This is a genomic window from Streptomyces yunnanensis, from assembly GCF_029011865.1.
GTDB lineage: Bacteria > Actinomycetota > Actinomycetes > Streptomycetales > Streptomycetaceae > Streptomyces > Streptomyces yunnanensis.
Window position 1 is genome coordinate 8,650,896 of the sequence record NZ_CP095749.1, and the last position, 16,113, is coordinate 8,667,008.

A 16,113-nucleotide genomic window follows, 5' to 3' on the forward strand; every position below is an offset into this window, starting at 1 on the left:
GCGTCCCTTGCGTAGGGTCGGGGGTCTCTGACGGTTCCCTGACGCCTCCCGGTCGCCTCCCTGTTGCCGAGGCGCGTCAGGCGACGAGTCCGGCCGTGTGCCGGACCGGTTGCCCGGTGGCGTGGTGCACGTACTCGTCCGCCAGGCGGAAACCGGCGGTCCAGGCGAGCAGGCGACTGGGACGGTTGTCGCGGGAGCAGGTCCAACTCGGGATGTGTCCACGGGCGGCGATGTCCCGGCACAGCGCGGTGACGCAGGCCAGGGCCAGTCGCTGCCGGCGATGTTCGGGGAGGGTCACGCAGGCCACGTCCTCGTACCTGGTGCCGCGGAAGTACGTACAGGCGACGGCGACGACACGTCCCTCCTGGAAGGCGGCCCAGCCGTGCCCGGAGGCGGCGAGCCCGGCCGGGCCGCCCCAACTGGCGTGGATCCAGGCGGCTTCCGCGCCCAGCGCGCGCACCGCCTCGGCGTCCTGGGGATGCAGGCGGCGCACCTTCACACCACGGGGCGGGCGCGAGGCGGGCAGCGGCTCGCGCTGGAGGTACACCATCCGCTCCCAGGGCACGAGCAGATCGAACGAACTGCCCAGGAGCGGCAGGAAGCGGTCGGGTGCCTGGGCGTAGTGCGCGGCGAACCCGGCCAGGGAGAGGGGCGCCAGCGCGGTGGGGTCCCCGCGGAACAGCACGTGGTCGGCGCAGGAGACGGCCACGGCACGCGGGGCGTGGACACGGTCGGTCCACCAGCGACCGGTGCCCGTGATGAGCGCGTGCTCGGCCAGGGCGGCCGCTCCAGGGGGACCGTCGACGAACCAGTCGGCGCAGTGCGGGAGCTGACTGGGAAAGACTTCGATCACAGACGTTTCCTTGTGGCTGTCGCGGGGCCGGGCCTCGGGCCTTGGGTATCGGAACTCCGATCCCGGGCCTCGGGTCCGCCCCGCTCGGTGGATCTGTCCTCTTCTTCGCGTTGCGGCCCTGCACGCTGAGTGGTCGTCAGGGGGTGCGGCCGACGAACGGTCGAGGGGCGACTGCGGCGCGGACGCGGAGTTCGTTCCGGCGTCGCAGCAGGATGCGGGAGACGCGTCAGCGGGAGGCGGACGTCTCCGGGCAGCGCGATGTGCGAGACGGCCCCATCGGATGGGGCGGGTGGTCGAGCAGGAGCCAGACGCTTTTCACCCCGCCATCGAATGCCATGCCACAGCCGGCCGCAAGGGCCCTTCACGCCTCTTGACGTCCCCCTGATGAACTGCGGTTTCGCCGGATGGCGAGCCCACGACGGCGGGCAGGAAAGGCAGCGGCCACGGCGCCCGGCGGCCGACACGAACGTGAGTAGAGCGATAGAAATAGGTGAAAACAGGCAGAAATAGATGTGAAAGAGTGCGAAAGGATGCGAGGGGCGACTCATGGGCTCTTGTGATCTGACCGGGCGGGTGGCCCTGGTGACCGGAGCGACCAGCGGTATCGGCGCCGCCACCGCGGCACTGCTCGCCGAGCGCGGTGCGCATGTGCTGGTCGCGGGCCGGGACCGCGCCCGCGGCGAGTCCGTGGTCGGCGCCATCCGGGACCGCGGTGGCAGGGCCGACTTCGTCGCGGCGGATCTGCGCGAGGCGGAGTCGGTGCGGCAGCTGGCGCGGGAGGCGGCGACGCTGGGCGGGGGCCGGGTCGACATCCTGGTCAACAACGCGGGCAGCTACCCCTTCGGCCCCACCGAGCAGACGCAGGACCGGGACATCGACGCCGTCTACGCCCTGAACGTCAAGGCCCCGTTCCACCTGGTCGCGGCGCTCGCGCCGGCGATGGCCGAGCGGGGCGGCGGCGCGATCGTCAACCTCAGCACGATCGCCGCCGAAACCGGAATGGCGGGAATGGCGCTGTACGGGTCGAGCAAAGCGGCCGTGGAACTCCTGACCAAGGCATGGGCCGCCGAGTACGGCCCGCGCGGGGTGCGCGTCAACGCCGTCCGGCCGGGCCCGGTACGGACCGAGGGCACCGCAGGCATGGGCGAGGACCTCGACGCCCTGGCCGCCCATGCACCGGCCGGTCGTCCGGGCACACCGCAGGAGATCGCCGAGGCGATCGCCTACCTGGCCGGCGACGCGGCGAGTTTTGTCCACGGCGCGGTGCTGTCGGTCGACGGCGGTCGCACCGCCGTCTGAGCACACCACCGGGGAGGGGCCGGGCGAAAGCCCGCCCCGCCCCGACGACCGCTCCCGCAAGGAGTCCCCAGCGAGTTCGCCGAGTGGCAGTACCAGGCGCTGGCCTTCAGGGGTGCAGCGCGTGTCGATGTCGAGGGGAAACCCTGTTCTGAGGGTGGGGTGCGAATCGTCGGCGAATCTTCGGACGGAGTGACTGTGGCTGGCGCCGCGAGTTGGCCGGCCGGTGAACATCGGATATCGGGAACTCAACTCGCCTGCCTCGCAAAGGACATGGGGCGGAGTAGCGCTACCCCTGCTGGCCGGAGCGGAACCGTTGGCTCGGTCGTCATGGGGCGAAATCGACATAGCACCTCAGGCGGCTTCACCCGTATGCCGGTTAGGCCATTGGAGTGTCCGATCCACCGTATGGGGTGGTTGGCAGGGGCGGGTGCGCATACCTGGAGCCGTCTGATCGCAAGATCCGGTCGGGCTCGGCGGTGCGACTCAATCGCCTGTCGAGGACGGCAACTCGCTTGAGAGGAGCGGGGATTGCGCAGGACGACGAAGATCAGGGCGGCTCGGGCGCGGACGCGGTGGGGCGCCCGGCGGGCGGCGCCGGTGGTGGCCGCGGTGCTGGCGGCGTTCGCCGGCCCGGCGGTCACCGGTGTGGCACAGGCCGCCCCCGGACCGGAGGTATTCAGCTGGGGCGCGGGAGACGCGGGCCAGTTGGGAAGCGGGGGAACCGGGGACCGCTGGTCGCCCGGCCCGGTGATGGGACTGCATCGCGGGGAGGTGCGCAAGATCTCCGCCGGGGGAACGGGGAGCGGGGAGTCGTTCGCCGTCGCGCAGTTGGAGAACGGGACGGTCCGTGCCTGGGGGCATGGCTCGTCGGGCCAGTTGGGCACCGGGAGCCGCAACGACCGGGGCACGCCGGACTCGGTGAACGGGCTGCGGGACGTCAGCGACGTGGCGGCGGGCGGTGCGCACGCACTGGCGATCAGCAAGGGTCGGGTGTGGGCCTGGGGCGACAACGGCGACGGGCAGTTGGGCAACAACCGTACCGGTGACGACAGTTCGGTCCCGGTGCGGGTGCCGAGCGTCTTCATGGCGCGGCAGGTGGCCGCGGGGTGTGACTTCAGCCTGGCGCTGATGGAGGACGGCACCGTGTGGTCGTGGGGGAGCGGCGCCCGGGGCCAACTCGGCACCGGCGAGCGGAAGTCCCAGTCGGTGCCGCAGGAGGTCAAGGGCCTGGAACACATCGCGGAGATCGCGGCGGGCTGTCATCACGGTGTCGCCCGCACCGAGGACGGCGCCGTCTGGACATGGGGGGACAACCTCAAGGGCCAGTTGGGGGACGGCACCGGCAAGGGCAGCAGCGACGAACCGGTCAAGGCCCGGTGGCTGCGCGACATCCGCAAGATCACCGCGGGCGCGGACCACAGCTTCGCCATCCGCAACGACGACACCGTCTACGGATGGGGGGAGAACCGGGACGGTCAGCTGCTGGAGGCCGACCAGTCCGACGACACAGGCGTGAGCCGGACCAACCGCAACACGCCCGTGGCGATCGACGCGCTCGAAGGAGCCCGCGACCTGGCCGCCGGCCGCGGCCATGACCTCGCCATCCTCGACGACAAGGTGGTGGCCTGGGGCGCCAACACCGAGGGCCAACTCGGCGACGGCACCGCCCGCGCCCGCTTCGCGCCGGTGACCGCCGCCCGTGGGGACTTCCACCACGTCGCCGCGTCCCTGGCGGGCAACACGAGCTACGCGTACTGAGACGCCTCCCGGCCCGCGTGCGCGCAGGGCCGCATCCCGACTTTCGTACGGCGCCGGAGCCTGTCTCCGCGCCACCGGCTGTGAAAGGCATGCCCGAATGACGAGAAGGCAGACAACTCGACGTAACCGGCGCCGACTTCGCGGAGTGTGCGGCGCCATCGCGGCCGCCGCGGCGCTGATCGCCATCGCGGGGACGGCCGCACCGGCGGCGGCCGGCACCACGTCGCCCGACCCCTGGGTCTACAGCTGGGGCCAGAACGCCTCGGGGGAACTGGGCAACGGTTCCACGGTGGCGCAGCAGACACCGGGGCCCGTCCTGGGACTGGCGCGGGAGGACGTGAAGGAGTTGGAGGCGGGCGGAGCCGCGGCGACGGGTCCGTTCGCGGTGGCGCTGCTGAAGAACGGCACGGTCAAGTCCTGGGGAGACAACGCTTACGGCCAGCTTGGCAACGGCACGACCACCTCCCGGTCCTTTCCTGCCGCTGTGGCGGGACTGGACGGCATCAGGTCGATCGCCGTGGGCTGTCATCACGCCCTGGCCCTCAAGAACGGGCGAGTGTGGGCCTGGGGCCGTAACGAAAACGGCCAATTGGGCGACGGCACGACCAGTGCCAAGAACACCGGCGTCACCAAGCCGGTTGCCGTGCAGGGCCTGGACAAGGTCAAGGCCATCGCCGCCGGCTGTCATTTCAGCCTGGCGCTCCGTCAGGACGGCACCGTGTGGGCGTGGGGTGCCAACTCACACGGTCAGCTGGGCAACGGCAACATCGGAACCGACCGCAACACCCCTCAGCAGGTGCCGAATCTGGAGGGTGTGACCGCACTCGCCCCGGGGGCGTACCACTCCGCTGTTCTCACCAGCGACCACAAGGTCAAGACCTGGGGCTACGGCGGCACCGGGGACCTGGGGAACGACAGTACCGCCAACAGCAGTACACCGGTCGATGTGCAGCACCTGGAAGGTGTCGCGAAGCTCTACGGCGGCACCTACCACAGCTACGCGGTTCTTGAGGACGGCACCGTGAAGGGGTGGGGTCGCAACGGCGCCGGCCAACTCGGCGATGGAACCAAGACCCACCGCACCACCGCCGTTTCCCTCGACGGGCTGACGGGCGTCCGCGAACTGGCCCCCGGGGTCGACCACACCCTGGCCCTTCGCGACGACCAGTCGGTTGTCGCCTGGGGCGCGAACGTCAGCGGTCAGTTGGGCAACGGCAGTACGGAGGCAGCGGAGCGGGCCGACAAGCCGGTTGCCGTCCTGCCGGCCCACAGTGGCGCCAACCACCTCGCTGTGGGCCGGCACGCCGCCTTCGGTTTCGCGTACTAGCAACTCCCTGGTGATGACCAGCCGGTCATCGGCGGCGCCCACGCGCCACTCCGGGCGCCGCCATGCCCACCACCTAGACCCACCACACCTCGAAGGGAACCCTCGATGAACCTCCGTACCACCCGAACCCGCGCCGTCCTCGCCCTCGCCGCCGCAGTCTGTGCCGCCGCCCTCTGCGGCGCGCCCGCCGCCACCGCCGCCCCGCTGCCCGCGCCGCATGCGTTCTCCGCTCCTGTTGCCGACCCCAAGCCCCCGTGCGACGAGAACGACAAGGAGTGCCAGGAGGAGAACAAGCGCGAGCAGGAGGGGCAGCAGGTCGACTCCGGGCGCGAGCAGGTGTCGAAGGACTCCGAGGCGGCCAAGCAGGACATCTCCAAGGCCAAGGACCAGGTCGCGGAGTGCAAGCCGGAGTCCAAGGAGTGCATGGGCAAGCTGGCCGGCGACGGGGCGGAGCAGAAGGAGGGGATGGCGGACACCCAGAAGAAGCTGGACGCCTTCCACCCCGAGGCGCAGAACGACGCCGGCGCCGCGGTGGGCAGCACCTGCGACAACTTCGCGAGCATGCTGCCGGGGGCTACGGTGGACCGCCACGACGGCGAAGAGTCGCTCGCCGACATGTGCGAGTCGATGGCCAAGTGAGCGACCACACCATGAGCCGTTCCTCCCGCACCGATGGCCGTCGGACCCGACGTGGCCGCCTGCTGCCGGTGACCGCGCTGGCACTGGCCGCTCTCCTCCCGGCAGCCGGTTCCGTGGCCGCCCAGCCGCTGCCCCAGCCCCGCCCCCGGTCCGCCGGGTCGGCAGTCGATCCCGGACAGGACGCCCAGGATCCGTCCACCCCGCTGCAGGGAGCCCCTCCCGCCATTCCCCAGGCACGGGCGTACGACAAGAACAACAAGCCGATGGCATCGGTGGCCCCGGTGCTGCGCTACTGCAACAAGAACCCCAAGGGCTGCGACTTCAAGATGACCCGCGCCCTCCCCTTGCAGTTCACCAGCGTGGTGAAGTCCCTGGGCAACGCGGTCATCAACTGCACCAACAAACCGATCACCGTGGAACGCACCGTCCAGCTCCAGACCGGCAGCCAGGACAACCTCGGTGGCGAGATCACCGGCTCCATCGCCCTTGAGGGCCACATCAACGCCTCCGGGGAGGTGTCGGCCGGTGTCAACGGCGAGGGCAACGTGACCGCCAAGACCCCCGACATGAGCAAGGGGCCGATGGCCGAGGCGGGCGCCAAGGCGGGTGCGAACGCCAGCGGCAAGGTCGGGGGTGAGGTGGGCCTCAAGGCCACTTTCTCCGGCGCCTTCAAACTCCACTACCAGCGCACCTGGACCACCACCCACACCGAGTCCACCATGTACCGGATGGAGGTCAAGAGCGGAGACACCCTGGTCTTCGCGGCCAACGCGGCCATGGAGCGCATCTTCGGCATCCTGACGACCAACAACGGTCAGCGGATCACCAACGTCATCGTCGACGCGCCGTCCTCGATCAACAGCAGCTCCTTCATCGCCCGGACGGACACCACGCCCGGCGGCACCTGCAACCAGCTGCGCCCCTAGGGAACCACCCCGGGCACCGGCCGCGCGGCGTCCCGCGGCACCGTCCCGTCCGCGGCACCGCCGCCGGCCCGACCCCACTCCCCACCGACCTCGCACGAAAGGTTCACAAGAGCCCGTGACCCGAACCGGTCGATCCCACCGCCGGCCCAGCACGGCACGTACCGCCACCGCATTCGTCACCCTGGCCGGCACCCTGCTGGCCGGCCCGCTCCTCGCGCCCCAGGCATCCGCGGTTTCCGTCCGTCAAGTTCCGGTCGTCAACGGCGACTTCAGCGCCCCCAACTTCACCGCCAGCGGCAGCGGCGACAAGCTCACCGGCTGGACCGTCGCGTACCCCTACCGTCTGCTGCCCGCCGACGCCCGCCACCCCGACGGACTCCCCGCGGTCCTGCTGCGCAACAAGCGCGCCACGGACCAGAGCGTCAGCCAGCGGCTGCGCGGTGTCCGCTCCGGTGCGCAGGTGACCGTCACCTTCGACGACAGCACCGGCGGGCTCAAGAGCGCCTGTTCCAAGGACCAGGTCGCGGGCGGCCAGCCGTACACCCTGCAGGGCTCCGGCGGAACCAGGCAGACCTTCACCACCGATCCCGGCAGCACCGACTGGCACCGCGACCGCACCTATACCTTCACGGCGAACGAGAACGAACCCCTGATCACCTTCGCCTCCGCTCAGACCAAGGGTTCCTGGGACTGCGGACCGCTCCTCGCCAAGGTCCGCGCCACCGACGTACCGCCCTCGGTCGACCAGACCATCGACAAGAACGCGCTGCCCGCCCCGGAAGCCTTCGAGGGCAACGAGCGCATCAACCCCAGAACCGCCGCCGACCACTGCGCCAACAGCCGCAACACCTGCACCTTCACGGTCGACGGGCCCTACTCCTACACCTATTACGACAAGGCCCGGGTGGTCGGCGAGGCGTATCTCAACTGCACCCGCAACACGGTCAACCACGACCGCCCGGTCCGGTTCACCGGCGGCTCCTACGACAGTCTGAGCCAGCGCGAGGACATCGACCGGCTGTCCAACTCCAAGGACAACCTCCACCAGCAGTTCACCAGGGGCTTCGCCAAGAGCTCACCGGAGCCGTGGCGCTGGGACACCGCCACCAACCGCACCATCCACGAGACCATCGAGGCCGGTGAGGCGTCCTGGATCGAGGGCCAGGCGGGCCGCCAGCGCGTCGACGGCTGGTTCGTCGGCGAAGGCGATGCTCCCGACAAGCAGATCCGTCTGCACGTCGTCGCCGACGGGCCGTCGGCGTTGGTTCCCGACCGTGTCTACCAGCGCACCGGGCCGTTCACGGCCGCCGAGAAGAGCCGCTGTCGCTCCGACCGGCCCACCGCCGCCACGCCGGTGGACGCGGGCGCCCCGGCAATCGGCACCGACCGGGGGAGCAAGGCGGACAACGGGTCTCCCTGACGGGTGAGCGCCACGGATGCTCGCCGCGGGTGAGGGGGCCGGGCCGCCGCCCCCTCACCCGCGCATGCGGCGATCACGCAGCGATCCGGTCGGCCGGGGCTTCAACGGCGCAGCGCCTCGAAGGCCAGCCGGGCGCTGGTGCCGATGACCAGGTCGATGTCCGGCGCGAGGTTGGCCCGGCGGTCGGAGCGGGTGAGCGCGGCCATCGCGACCCGGTCGCCGACCTCGGATTCCACCACACCGATCTCGTGGCGCAGGTGGAGGAAGGTGCCGGTCTTGCCGCTCACCCTGAGGGTGTCCGCACGCAGTTCGCCGGCCAGGCGATGGGTGAACACCTGATGCCCCATCACACGACGCAGTTCCGCGGTCGCGTCGGGATGGGCGATGTCGTCCCGCCAGACCCTTTGCAGCAGGTCGACCAGGCCGGTGGCGGTGCCGACGTTGGCGCGCGCCGGATCCAACGTCTCGATGGTGTGCCGCCCCGAGCGGTCGTCACGGATGGCCAGTTCCAGGGCGAGCGAGAAGTCGTTGCCGGCGGCTCCGGCGGCGCACTCGTACATGCGGTTGAGCCGGTGGCGCAGACGGATGCCCGTGCATCCCCATGCGCGCAGGCGGGCGTCGACCTCCTCCGCCGGGACGAGGCCGAACAGCGTGTCGGCGGCGGCGTTGTCGCTCACCGAGAGCATCAGCAGCAGGAGGTCGCCGACGGCCACGGTGGCCGGGTGGCGGAACGCCGCCAGCCCGGTGGGCCCGACGCTGCTGGTGGCGGGGTCGACGAGCACGGGACGCGCCGCGTCGAGCTCCCCGGTCGCGATCCGGTCCAACGTGACGAGGGCGAGCGGGACCTTGGCCACCGAGGCGAGCGGCACCGACTCCTCGACGTCGAAGCCGAGTTGCTCACCGGTGTCGATGTGCCTGGCCAGGAACGCGCCGCGGACACCGAGGGCCGCCCACTCCGCGGCGATCGCCTCGGCCACGTCGAAGAGGTCCGCGTCGTCGGCGACACAGGCGGGACCGGGCGTGCGGCGGGCGCTCATCCGTGTGCCGCCAGTCGGGACCGGACGTCCTCGCCCACGGCCCGGGCCACCGCCGCGGTCGGCTCGTCCGGCACGGCGCCGACCGCGGTGGCCAACAGCGTGCACAGCCACTGCGGCACCTTCGCCGGGCCCCGGCCACGGTGCGCCGCGCGCAGGTCGTAACCCCGGTGCAGCGACGCATCGCCCAGCGCAGCCCAGCGCGCTCCGTGTTGCCGGGCGAACGGCTCGGCGCAGAGCAGCGTCGCCTGTCCGGCGAGGGTCTCGGCGAGCGCGGTCGCCATCGGCCCGGCCGGCCGGACCGTGGCCTCCGGCAGTCCGGCCCGCGCGACGGCACGGCGCAGCCGGTCCTGCGCGTAGCCGACGTGGTCCTCGACCGTGGTGAGGATCGGGACGGCCGCCGGCCGCCGGTGTCCCGCACCGCTGACCCGCCGCGGCCGCAGATCCTCCAGGTGGACGGTGCGCCGACGCGTCCGCGGTCGGTCCTCCGGCGACGCGGGGCGCGCGCCGTCCGGCGCCTCCGAGGGCGCGGAGGCCAGGCCGAGCGGCACGCGCAGCGGGGCGTGCTCCGGCGGGACCCGTACCAGTGCGTACGCCAGTGAGCTGTCGGCGAGGCCCGCCTCACGTTCGGCCGGCGGCAACTCCCGCATGCCGAGCGTGGTGCCGTGCTCGACACCGGCGCGGATGACGCGCGCCAGCGCGGCCGGACCGCAGTCCGCCGGCACGCCGACGCCGCACGCCGCCGACCGCCGGGCCGACCCGGCCACGTGCCGCAGCCGCTGGGCCCGGTCCAGGACGTCCCGGGCGTACGGCAGCAGGAGGACGCCCAGTTCGGTGGTCGCGACCTGGCGCCGCGAACGGTCGAAGAGCTGGCCCTCGAAGTGTGCTTCCAGCGTCTTGATGCGCCGGCTGAGCAGGGGCTGGGCGATGCCGAGCCGCTCGGCGGCGCGCGAGAAGCTCGCCTCGTCGACGGCGGCGACATACGCCTCAAGGTGTGCGAGCAGGTCCATCCCGGAGTCATATCAAAAAGGCATCAGATGCGTCCATTTAGCAGTGACCATTCCTGATGGCAAACGCGCAGGTCACAATGATGGATCCGCGGAGCGAACCGGGGCTCTTGCGCTACCCGCGCTGACTGTGTGCTGGCCTGTGGGCACCCGTCATCACCGCGGGAAACCCGTCCCGTGCCGGGTCGCCGCTGATCTGTCGTGCGGTCCGTCTCGGGCGAAGCGGCATGCGGGAGTGCGGACCGCCGGGGCCGATCACGGGAGTGCCTGCGCTGCGGACGCCGGTGGTGCCTGGCACGTCGCGCAGCATGGCCAGTTGCTCGGGCGAGTTCGCCATGTCCAGCGCCGTGGTGACTCCCCGGGCGGCGAGCCGGTCGAGGAACTCCGGGCCGTGCAGGTGGACGTGGGCGTCGATCAGGCCGGGCGGCAGCACCGCGCCGCCGGCGTCGAGGGGCCGGGCGCCGTCGGCGTCGGTTCCGATCGTGCCGTCGTCGATGACGACGGTCGTGGGGTCGGTCAACCGTTGACCGTCGAACACCCGGACGTTGGTGAGTGCCGTCTTCAGGGCGGCGGATGCCATGGGAAACCTCTTGACGTCGCGGTGGATCTGCTTTCCCATCTGGGCGCTCACGAAGGGGCGGTGGCGCGGTGCCGACGGGGCCGGACAACCCGGTCGGCGCGTGGCGTTCTGCCGTGCTCCCGGCGGTCTCGGTGGCGGGAGACAGCCGGAGCAGCCGATCTCGCCGACCGGAAACGACGCGCCGGCGCAGTCGCCGGCACAGTCATCGACGCGCTACGGCCTACCAGGCATGAGGAGATGCGGGCTGCCGGCCGAACTCGGCGAAGATGTCGGCGAGGAAGGTCGACAGATGAGTGAACTCGATCTGGTCGTGCAGGAGGAGTTCGTAGGCGAAGGCCCGCGCCCGGTCACGTGCCTCCGTGCCGCCGGGGGCCGGTGCGGGTGCCTGGTCGAGGAGGTAGCGGCTACGCAGTTCGAAGCCCTCGTCGGTCTTTCGCACCAGGTGGATCATGCAGCCGCCACGGATGCGGGCACAGGCGTGGGCTCGGTAGCCAGCCGTGGTGAAACGGCCTGTGTCCAGGCCGAGTTCGGCGGGGTCCACGAACTCGATGGACAGGCCGAGACGGGTGGGGCCGATGTATTCGACGATGTCGTGTGTGTTGCCGATGTAGCGCTCGGCGTCGCTCAGGCCGGGCCGGGTGAGCACGTCCTTGTTGCGCGGGACGGCGTCCACGTGGTTGTAGGGGTACCAGAGGGAGTACCGCTCGGGCTCCACGGAGTGCCACCAGAACCACCAGGTGAACATCTCCGGGGTGCATCCGGGGAAGCGGGTCAGACTCGCGACGTAGGGGTGACCGGCGTGGGTGAGGCCGTATCCGGTCTCCACGGCGTGGTAGCCGGGGTCCAGCAGGGTGTTGAGGTCGGAGGGGGCCGAGGTCAGCATGGCGTCGGGGTCCATGGGCTCCTTCAGGGACGGCAGGACGTCGTCGTGGAGCCACAGGTCGCCGTTGAAGTACTTGGCGTAGGGCTTGTTCTTGATCCGTTCGGCGTTGCGGCGGAACAGGTCCTGGGTGGGGACCGGGTAGTACGTGACAGGCAGCATGGCCCTTCCTTCCACTCGCGAGTGCGGCGCAAACCATACATGAATGTGAGTTCAGATTCGCATAAGCGCGGACCCGGGTGCGACAATCAGCGATGTGACCACCGACAGCAGCACCCCTCGGCCCCCGCAGCAGAAGCGCAGCCGCGCCGCCATGGAACGCATCCTCGGTGCCGCCCAGGAACTCGTGGCCGAACGAGGCGCCGCCGCGCTGACCATCGCCGACGTCGCCGTTCGCGCCGAGGTGGCCGTCGGTACCATCTACAGCCGCTTCACCGGCAAGGACGCGCTTCTGGCCGCGGTGCAGGACCGGTGGCTGGACCAGCTCATCGCCCGCCACCAGGCCAACCGCACCGCGGTCACCGCGACGTCAGCGGACTTCCAGGACACGGTGGCCCGATGCGTCTCCGGCATGATCGGCACGTTCCGCGACCACGCGGACCTCATCCGTGAGTTCGCCCTGCGCAACGCCGCACAGCCCGTCCAGGACAACGCGGCCCTCCGCAAGCTCCACGAAGTGTTCACCCAGCTGTGCGACGTCGTCCTGGCCCACCCCGGCCGACCGGACGAGATCGACCGGCGGCGGGTCGCCCTGGCCATGCGTGCGGCGCAGTCGATCCTGGAGTGGCGCGTGGCCACCCCCCTGGCGGTGGCGCCGGACAACGACTGGGACACGCTCAGCCAGGACCTACCCCGGCTGGCCATGAACCACCTCGGCGGCAAAGCCTTCTGACCCACCTCGTTCCCCGGCGCCCGCCTACGGCTTGGGCGTTCGCCGGTCGCCCCTGCCCGCCACGGCATCCGCGCCAGTGCCTGGTTCAGGACGCCGCCGGTCCACGACGCGCAGCCTCGTCAGGGCCGGGTCCGCAGCGCCCCGCACGTGACCAAGGGCAAGTCGCCTACAGCCGCGGCCGGTTGATCAGACGGGAGAGCACGATCACGCTCTCGGTGCGGTCGATGACAGGGGCCTCACGGACCCGCTGAATGGCCTGCTCCAGGTGCGCGATGTCGCCGGCGAGCATGTGCAGCATCGCATCCGCCGCGCCGGAGACGGTGCACGCCTCGACGACTTCCGGGATCTCGTTCAGGTTCCGTCGCAGTTCGGCGGGAGAGGGATTGCCCTTGCAGTACACCTCGACGAACGCCTCGGTCCGCCACCCCAGAGTCTGGGGGTCGATGAGCGCGGTGAACCCGCGAATTGCGCCTGTGGCAACGAGCCGGTCGAGTCGGCGCTTGGCAGCGGGCGCGGAGAGCCCGGCCGCTTCACCGATCTCGGCATAGGTGCTGCGGGCGTTCCGCAGAACGCACCGGATGATCTCTTCGTCGACAGCGTCCACGCTGCCACCTCCCCGGGAGAGACGACTCCTGCAGAGCGAAGAAAATCTCCACAGCAGCCTTAAATAAGCAAGAAATCGATACCAGTAGGAAAGAAATGGCGATTGTTTGCGCCTAAGGCGCGAACATAGCATCCGTGGTCATTCGCTGAGCCGCAATGACGGGAGTGACCACATGAGCGCAGTGCTCAGTGCCGAGGAGCGCGCTGCCCTGGAGGAGATCGACGAGACCGCCCTCGCACGGATGCTGATGGAGCTTCTCGCGATCCCGAGCGTGACCGGGAGTGCCGCCGAGAGCGAGATGCAGCATCGGCTGGCCGGACAACTGGACCGTCTCGGCCTCGACGTCGACCTGTGGCCCGTGGACCTGCCCGCCTTGCGCGCACACCCCGACTTCCCCGGGACCGAGGCACCACGCGACGAGGCTTGGGGGCTCGTGGCGGCCACACCGGGCGGCGGTGACGGGCCGACCATGATCCTGCAGGGGCACGTCGATGTCGTCCCGCCCGGCGACCTCCGGCTGCGTGGTCGGGTGGCAGCCCACTTCGTCGTCGGCGAGGAGGACGGCGGGCTCGGAGCCTTCGCCACCCTCCAGCGCGGACACACCGGCGACGCGTGCCTCATCACCGAGCCGACCGGCGGCACGCTGGTGACCGCGAACGCCGGCGCACTGACCTTCCGCATCGAGGTCCCCGGCCAGGCCACACACGCCAGCACGCGCGACGCGGGCGTCAGTGCCATAGACGCGTACGTGCCCATCCACCAGGCGCTCGCCCACCTGGAAGCCCGGCGCAACACGGCGACCGACCCGCTGATGGCGGAGTACGCCACCCCGTACGCGCTCTCCGTCGGCACGCTCCGCGCAGGTGACTGGGCAAGCAGCGTGCCGGACCGCCTCGTCGCCGAGGGCAGGCTGGGCGTTGCCCTCGGCGAGGACCCGGCCGAGGCGGTCGCCGACTTCGAGACCTGCGTGGCACAGACATGTGCGCAAGACCCCTGGCTACGCGATCACCCGGCGATCGTGACCTGGCCCGGTGGCCGGTTCGCGAGCGGCCGACTCCCCGCGGGCCACCCGCTCGGGGCTCTGGTCCGGGACGCGCACGCCGACACGGTCGGCGGGCCGCGGGTACGCGAGCGCGGCGCGCCGTACGGAAGCGACCTGAGGCTCTACACCGCGGCAGACATACCGACCCTGCAGTTCGGGCCCGGCGACGTGCGACTGGCCCACAGCACCCGGGAACGGGTCTCCGTCCCCGAGATCGCCGCTGTGGCCCGCACCCTCGTACTCGCGGCGCTGCGCACCGTCGGCACCAGATAGCGAACACCCGACAGCAGCTCACCCATGGGCATCGCCATCGGCCGCACCGAACAGCACCAGTACCCGATGCCCCACCCCTGGGGACCAGACACCCGATCCGCGCCCAAGGCCCGGACGGACACGCAGCGAAAGGGAAGGCGCCATGACCTCAGCGGAGGTTGAGCAAGGCCAGTTCGGTGACGAGGTCGCCGACACCGAGCCGGAGGAAGGGTATCGGCGCGGGCTCAGCGCTCGTCAGATTCAGATGATGGCCGTCGGCGGCGCGATCGGCACCGGACTCTTCTACGGCTCCGGCACGGGCATCGCCATGGTCGGGCCGAGCCTGGTGGCGTGTTACGCCGCCGCAGGCATCGTCATCTTCCTCATCATGCGGGCGTTGGGTGAACTCCTCACCTATCGTCCCACCTCAGGCAGTTTCGCCGACTACGCGCGTGAGTTCTGCGGCCCGTTCGCAGGCTTCGTCACCGGCTGGTCGTACTGGGCCGCCTGGGTCGCATCCTGCATGGCCGAGGTGACCGCAGCCGGCCACTACATCGCCTACTGGTGGCCTGCCGTTCCCGTCTGGGCCACGGCCGCGGTGGCCCTGGCCGTACTGCTCATCGCGAACCTGGTGTCCGTCAAGGTCTTCGGCGAGCTGGAGTTCTGGTTCTCCACCGTCAAGGTCGTCGCGATCACCGCGATGATCGTCATCGGCATCGGCGTACTGACCTTCGGCTTCTCCTCCCTCGGACACACCGCCTCCATCCGGCACCTGTGGGCCGACGGGGGATTCGCACCACACGGCGCCTGGAAGTCCATGGCGGCCATGCAGACCGTCGTCTTCGCCTACCTGGGCGTCGAACTCGTCGGCCTCACCGCCGGCGAGGCCGAGAACCCCAAGCAGACGCTCCGCAAGGCGATCAACACGCTGCCGATCCGTATCGCCGTCTTCTACGTCGGTGCACTGATCATCCTGCTGTCCGTCCTCAGCTGGACCGAGTACACCCCCGGCGTCAGCCCCTTCGTCCAGGTCTTCGCCAACGTGGGCATCCCCGGGGCCGCCGGCATCATGAACTTCGTCGTCCTCACCGCCGCCCTGTCCGCCTGCAATTCCGGCATCTACTCCGCCGGCCGGATGCTCCGCGGCCTGGCCGTCAACGGCGAGGCCCCACAAGCCATGACGAAGCTCAGCGACCGCCAACTCCCCGTACCCGCAGTGATGCTGTCCATCCTGGTCATGGCCGCCGGCGTCGTCATCAACGTCATCTCCCCGGACAAGGCATTCGTCTACATCACCTCGGTCAGCGCCTGCGCCGGACTGTGGACATGGTCCGTGATCCTCGCCGCGCACCTGCGCTATCGCTCCAGGGCACGCGCCGGGCTCCTGCCCACCGTCGACTTCCGGCTGCCCGGCGCCCCGGTCACCAACAGGATCGCGCTCGCCTCACTCGCCTTCGTCGTCGTGCTGATGGCCACCTCCAGCGACACCCGGGTCGGCCTGTACGTCTGGGCCGTGTGGTTCACCGCGCTCGTGATCGGCTACCAGGCCGTCAAACGGAGCACCCCACGGTCGACTTCCGCCCTCCAATAGCACCAAGAG

Annotated in this window: 15 protein-coding genes; 9 read left to right on the plus strand and 6 right to left on the minus strand. The window is 70.7% G+C overall.

Going from position 1 to position 16,113, the window contains the following annotated elements:
• Window positions 1-76: 76 nt before the first annotated feature.
• Window positions 77-853: a GNAT family N-acetyltransferase gene (locus tag MOV08_RS37950; protein WP_275310662.1), complete on the minus strand. Its 777-nt coding sequence runs from the start codon at window positions 851-853 to the stop codon at window positions 77-79.
• A gap of 546 nt (window positions 854-1,399) precedes the next feature.
• Here MOV08_RS37950 and MOV08_RS37955 point away from each other — a divergent pair.
• The 6 genes from MOV08_RS37955 to MOV08_RS37980 all read left to right on the plus strand — a co-directional run bounded on the left by MOV08_RS37955 (window position 1,400) and on the right by MOV08_RS37980 (window position 8,222).
• Entirely contained in the window at window positions 1,400-2,152 is a 753-nt protein-coding gene (locus MOV08_RS37955; protein ID WP_275310663.1) for an SDR family NAD(P)-dependent oxidoreductase, read from the plus strand.
• A 528-nt stretch (window positions 2,153-2,680) separates the two neighbouring features.
• Window positions 2,681-3,910: an RCC1 domain-containing protein gene (locus tag MOV08_RS37960; RefSeq protein WP_275310664.1), complete on the plus strand. Its 1,230-nt coding sequence runs from the start codon at window positions 2,681-2,683 to the stop codon at window positions 3,908-3,910.
• A gap of 145 nt (window positions 3,911-4,055) precedes the next feature.
• Window positions 4,056-5,237 (plus strand): RCC1 domain-containing protein, encoded by a 1,182-nt coding sequence (locus tag MOV08_RS37965; protein WP_275310665.1) that lies wholly within the window; start codon window positions 4,056-4,058, stop codon window positions 5,235-5,237.
• Between the two features lie 105 nt (window positions 5,238-5,342).
• Complete coding sequence (locus MOV08_RS37970; protein ID WP_275310666.1) at window positions 5,343-5,876, plus strand: hypothetical protein; 534 nt, start codon at window positions 5,343-5,345, stop codon at window positions 5,874-5,876.
• A complete protein-coding gene (locus MOV08_RS37975) occupies window positions 5,873-6,802 on the plus strand; it encodes a hypothetical protein (protein ID WP_275310667.1) in 930 nt (309 codons plus the stop codon). Before MOV08_RS37970 ends, MOV08_RS37975 begins: the two co-directional genes overlap by 4 nt.
• 115 nt (window positions 6,803-6,917) lie before the next feature.
• On the plus strand, window positions 6,918-8,222 hold the full coding sequence (locus tag MOV08_RS37980) for a hypothetical protein (protein WP_275310668.1): 1,305 nt from the start codon (window positions 6,918-6,920) through the stop codon (window positions 8,220-8,222).
• Window positions 8,223-8,323: 101 nt separating this feature from the next.
• Here the strand turns inward: MOV08_RS37980 and MOV08_RS37985 are convergent, their stop codons facing one another.
• From MOV08_RS37985 to MOV08_RS38000, 4 genes are all read right to left on the minus strand, one after another.
• Window positions 8,324-9,259, minus strand: a complete 936-nt coding sequence (locus MOV08_RS37985) for a serine hydrolase (RefSeq protein WP_275310669.1) — start codon at window positions 9,257-9,259, stop codon at window positions 8,324-8,326.
• On the minus strand, window positions 9,256-10,266 hold the full coding sequence (locus MOV08_RS37990) for a LysR family transcriptional regulator (protein ID WP_275310670.1): 1,011 nt from the start codon (window positions 10,264-10,266) through the stop codon (window positions 9,256-9,258). Before MOV08_RS37990 ends, MOV08_RS37985 begins: the two co-directional genes overlap by 4 nt.
• A gap of 112 nt (window positions 10,267-10,378) precedes the next feature.
• Window positions 10,379-10,894, minus strand: coding sequence for an amidohydrolase family protein (locus MOV08_RS37995; protein WP_275310671.1), 516 nt, complete (start codon window positions 10,892-10,894; stop codon window positions 10,379-10,381).
• 169 nt (window positions 10,895-11,063) lie between these two features.
• Window positions 11,064-11,885, minus strand: coding sequence for a DAPG hydrolase family protein (locus MOV08_RS38000; RefSeq protein ID WP_039638731.1), 822 nt, complete (start codon window positions 11,883-11,885; stop codon window positions 11,064-11,066).
• Window positions 11,886-11,979: 94 nt separating this feature from the next.
• On the opposite strand from MOV08_RS38000, the gene MOV08_RS38005 reads away from it, so the two are divergent.
• Window positions 11,980-12,615, plus strand: a complete 636-nt coding sequence (locus MOV08_RS38005) for a TetR/AcrR family transcriptional regulator (RefSeq protein ID WP_052287158.1) — start codon at window positions 11,980-11,982, stop codon at window positions 12,613-12,615.
• Between the two features lie 166 nt (window positions 12,616-12,781).
• Here MOV08_RS38005 and MOV08_RS38010 read toward each other — a convergent pair whose 3' ends face one another.
• Entirely contained in the window at window positions 12,782-13,219 is a 438-nt protein-coding gene (locus MOV08_RS38010) for an Lrp/AsnC family transcriptional regulator (RefSeq protein ID WP_275310672.1), read from the minus strand.
• Between the two features lie 172 nt (window positions 13,220-13,391).
• On the opposite strand from MOV08_RS38010, the gene MOV08_RS38015 reads away from it, so the two are divergent.
• Window positions 13,392-14,534 carry a M20/M25/M40 family metallo-hydrolase gene (locus MOV08_RS38015; protein ID WP_275310673.1) on the plus strand — a complete coding sequence of 381 codons (1,143 nt, stop codon included), beginning with the start codon at window positions 13,392-13,394 and terminating at the stop codon, window positions 14,532-14,534.
• Between the two features lie 142 nt (window positions 14,535-14,676).
• Window positions 14,677-16,104 carry an amino acid permease gene (locus MOV08_RS38020; RefSeq protein ID WP_275310674.1) on the plus strand — a complete coding sequence of 476 codons (1,428 nt, stop codon included), beginning with the start codon at window positions 14,677-14,679 and terminating at the stop codon, window positions 16,102-16,104.
• Window positions 16,105-16,113 lie beyond the last annotated feature (9 nt).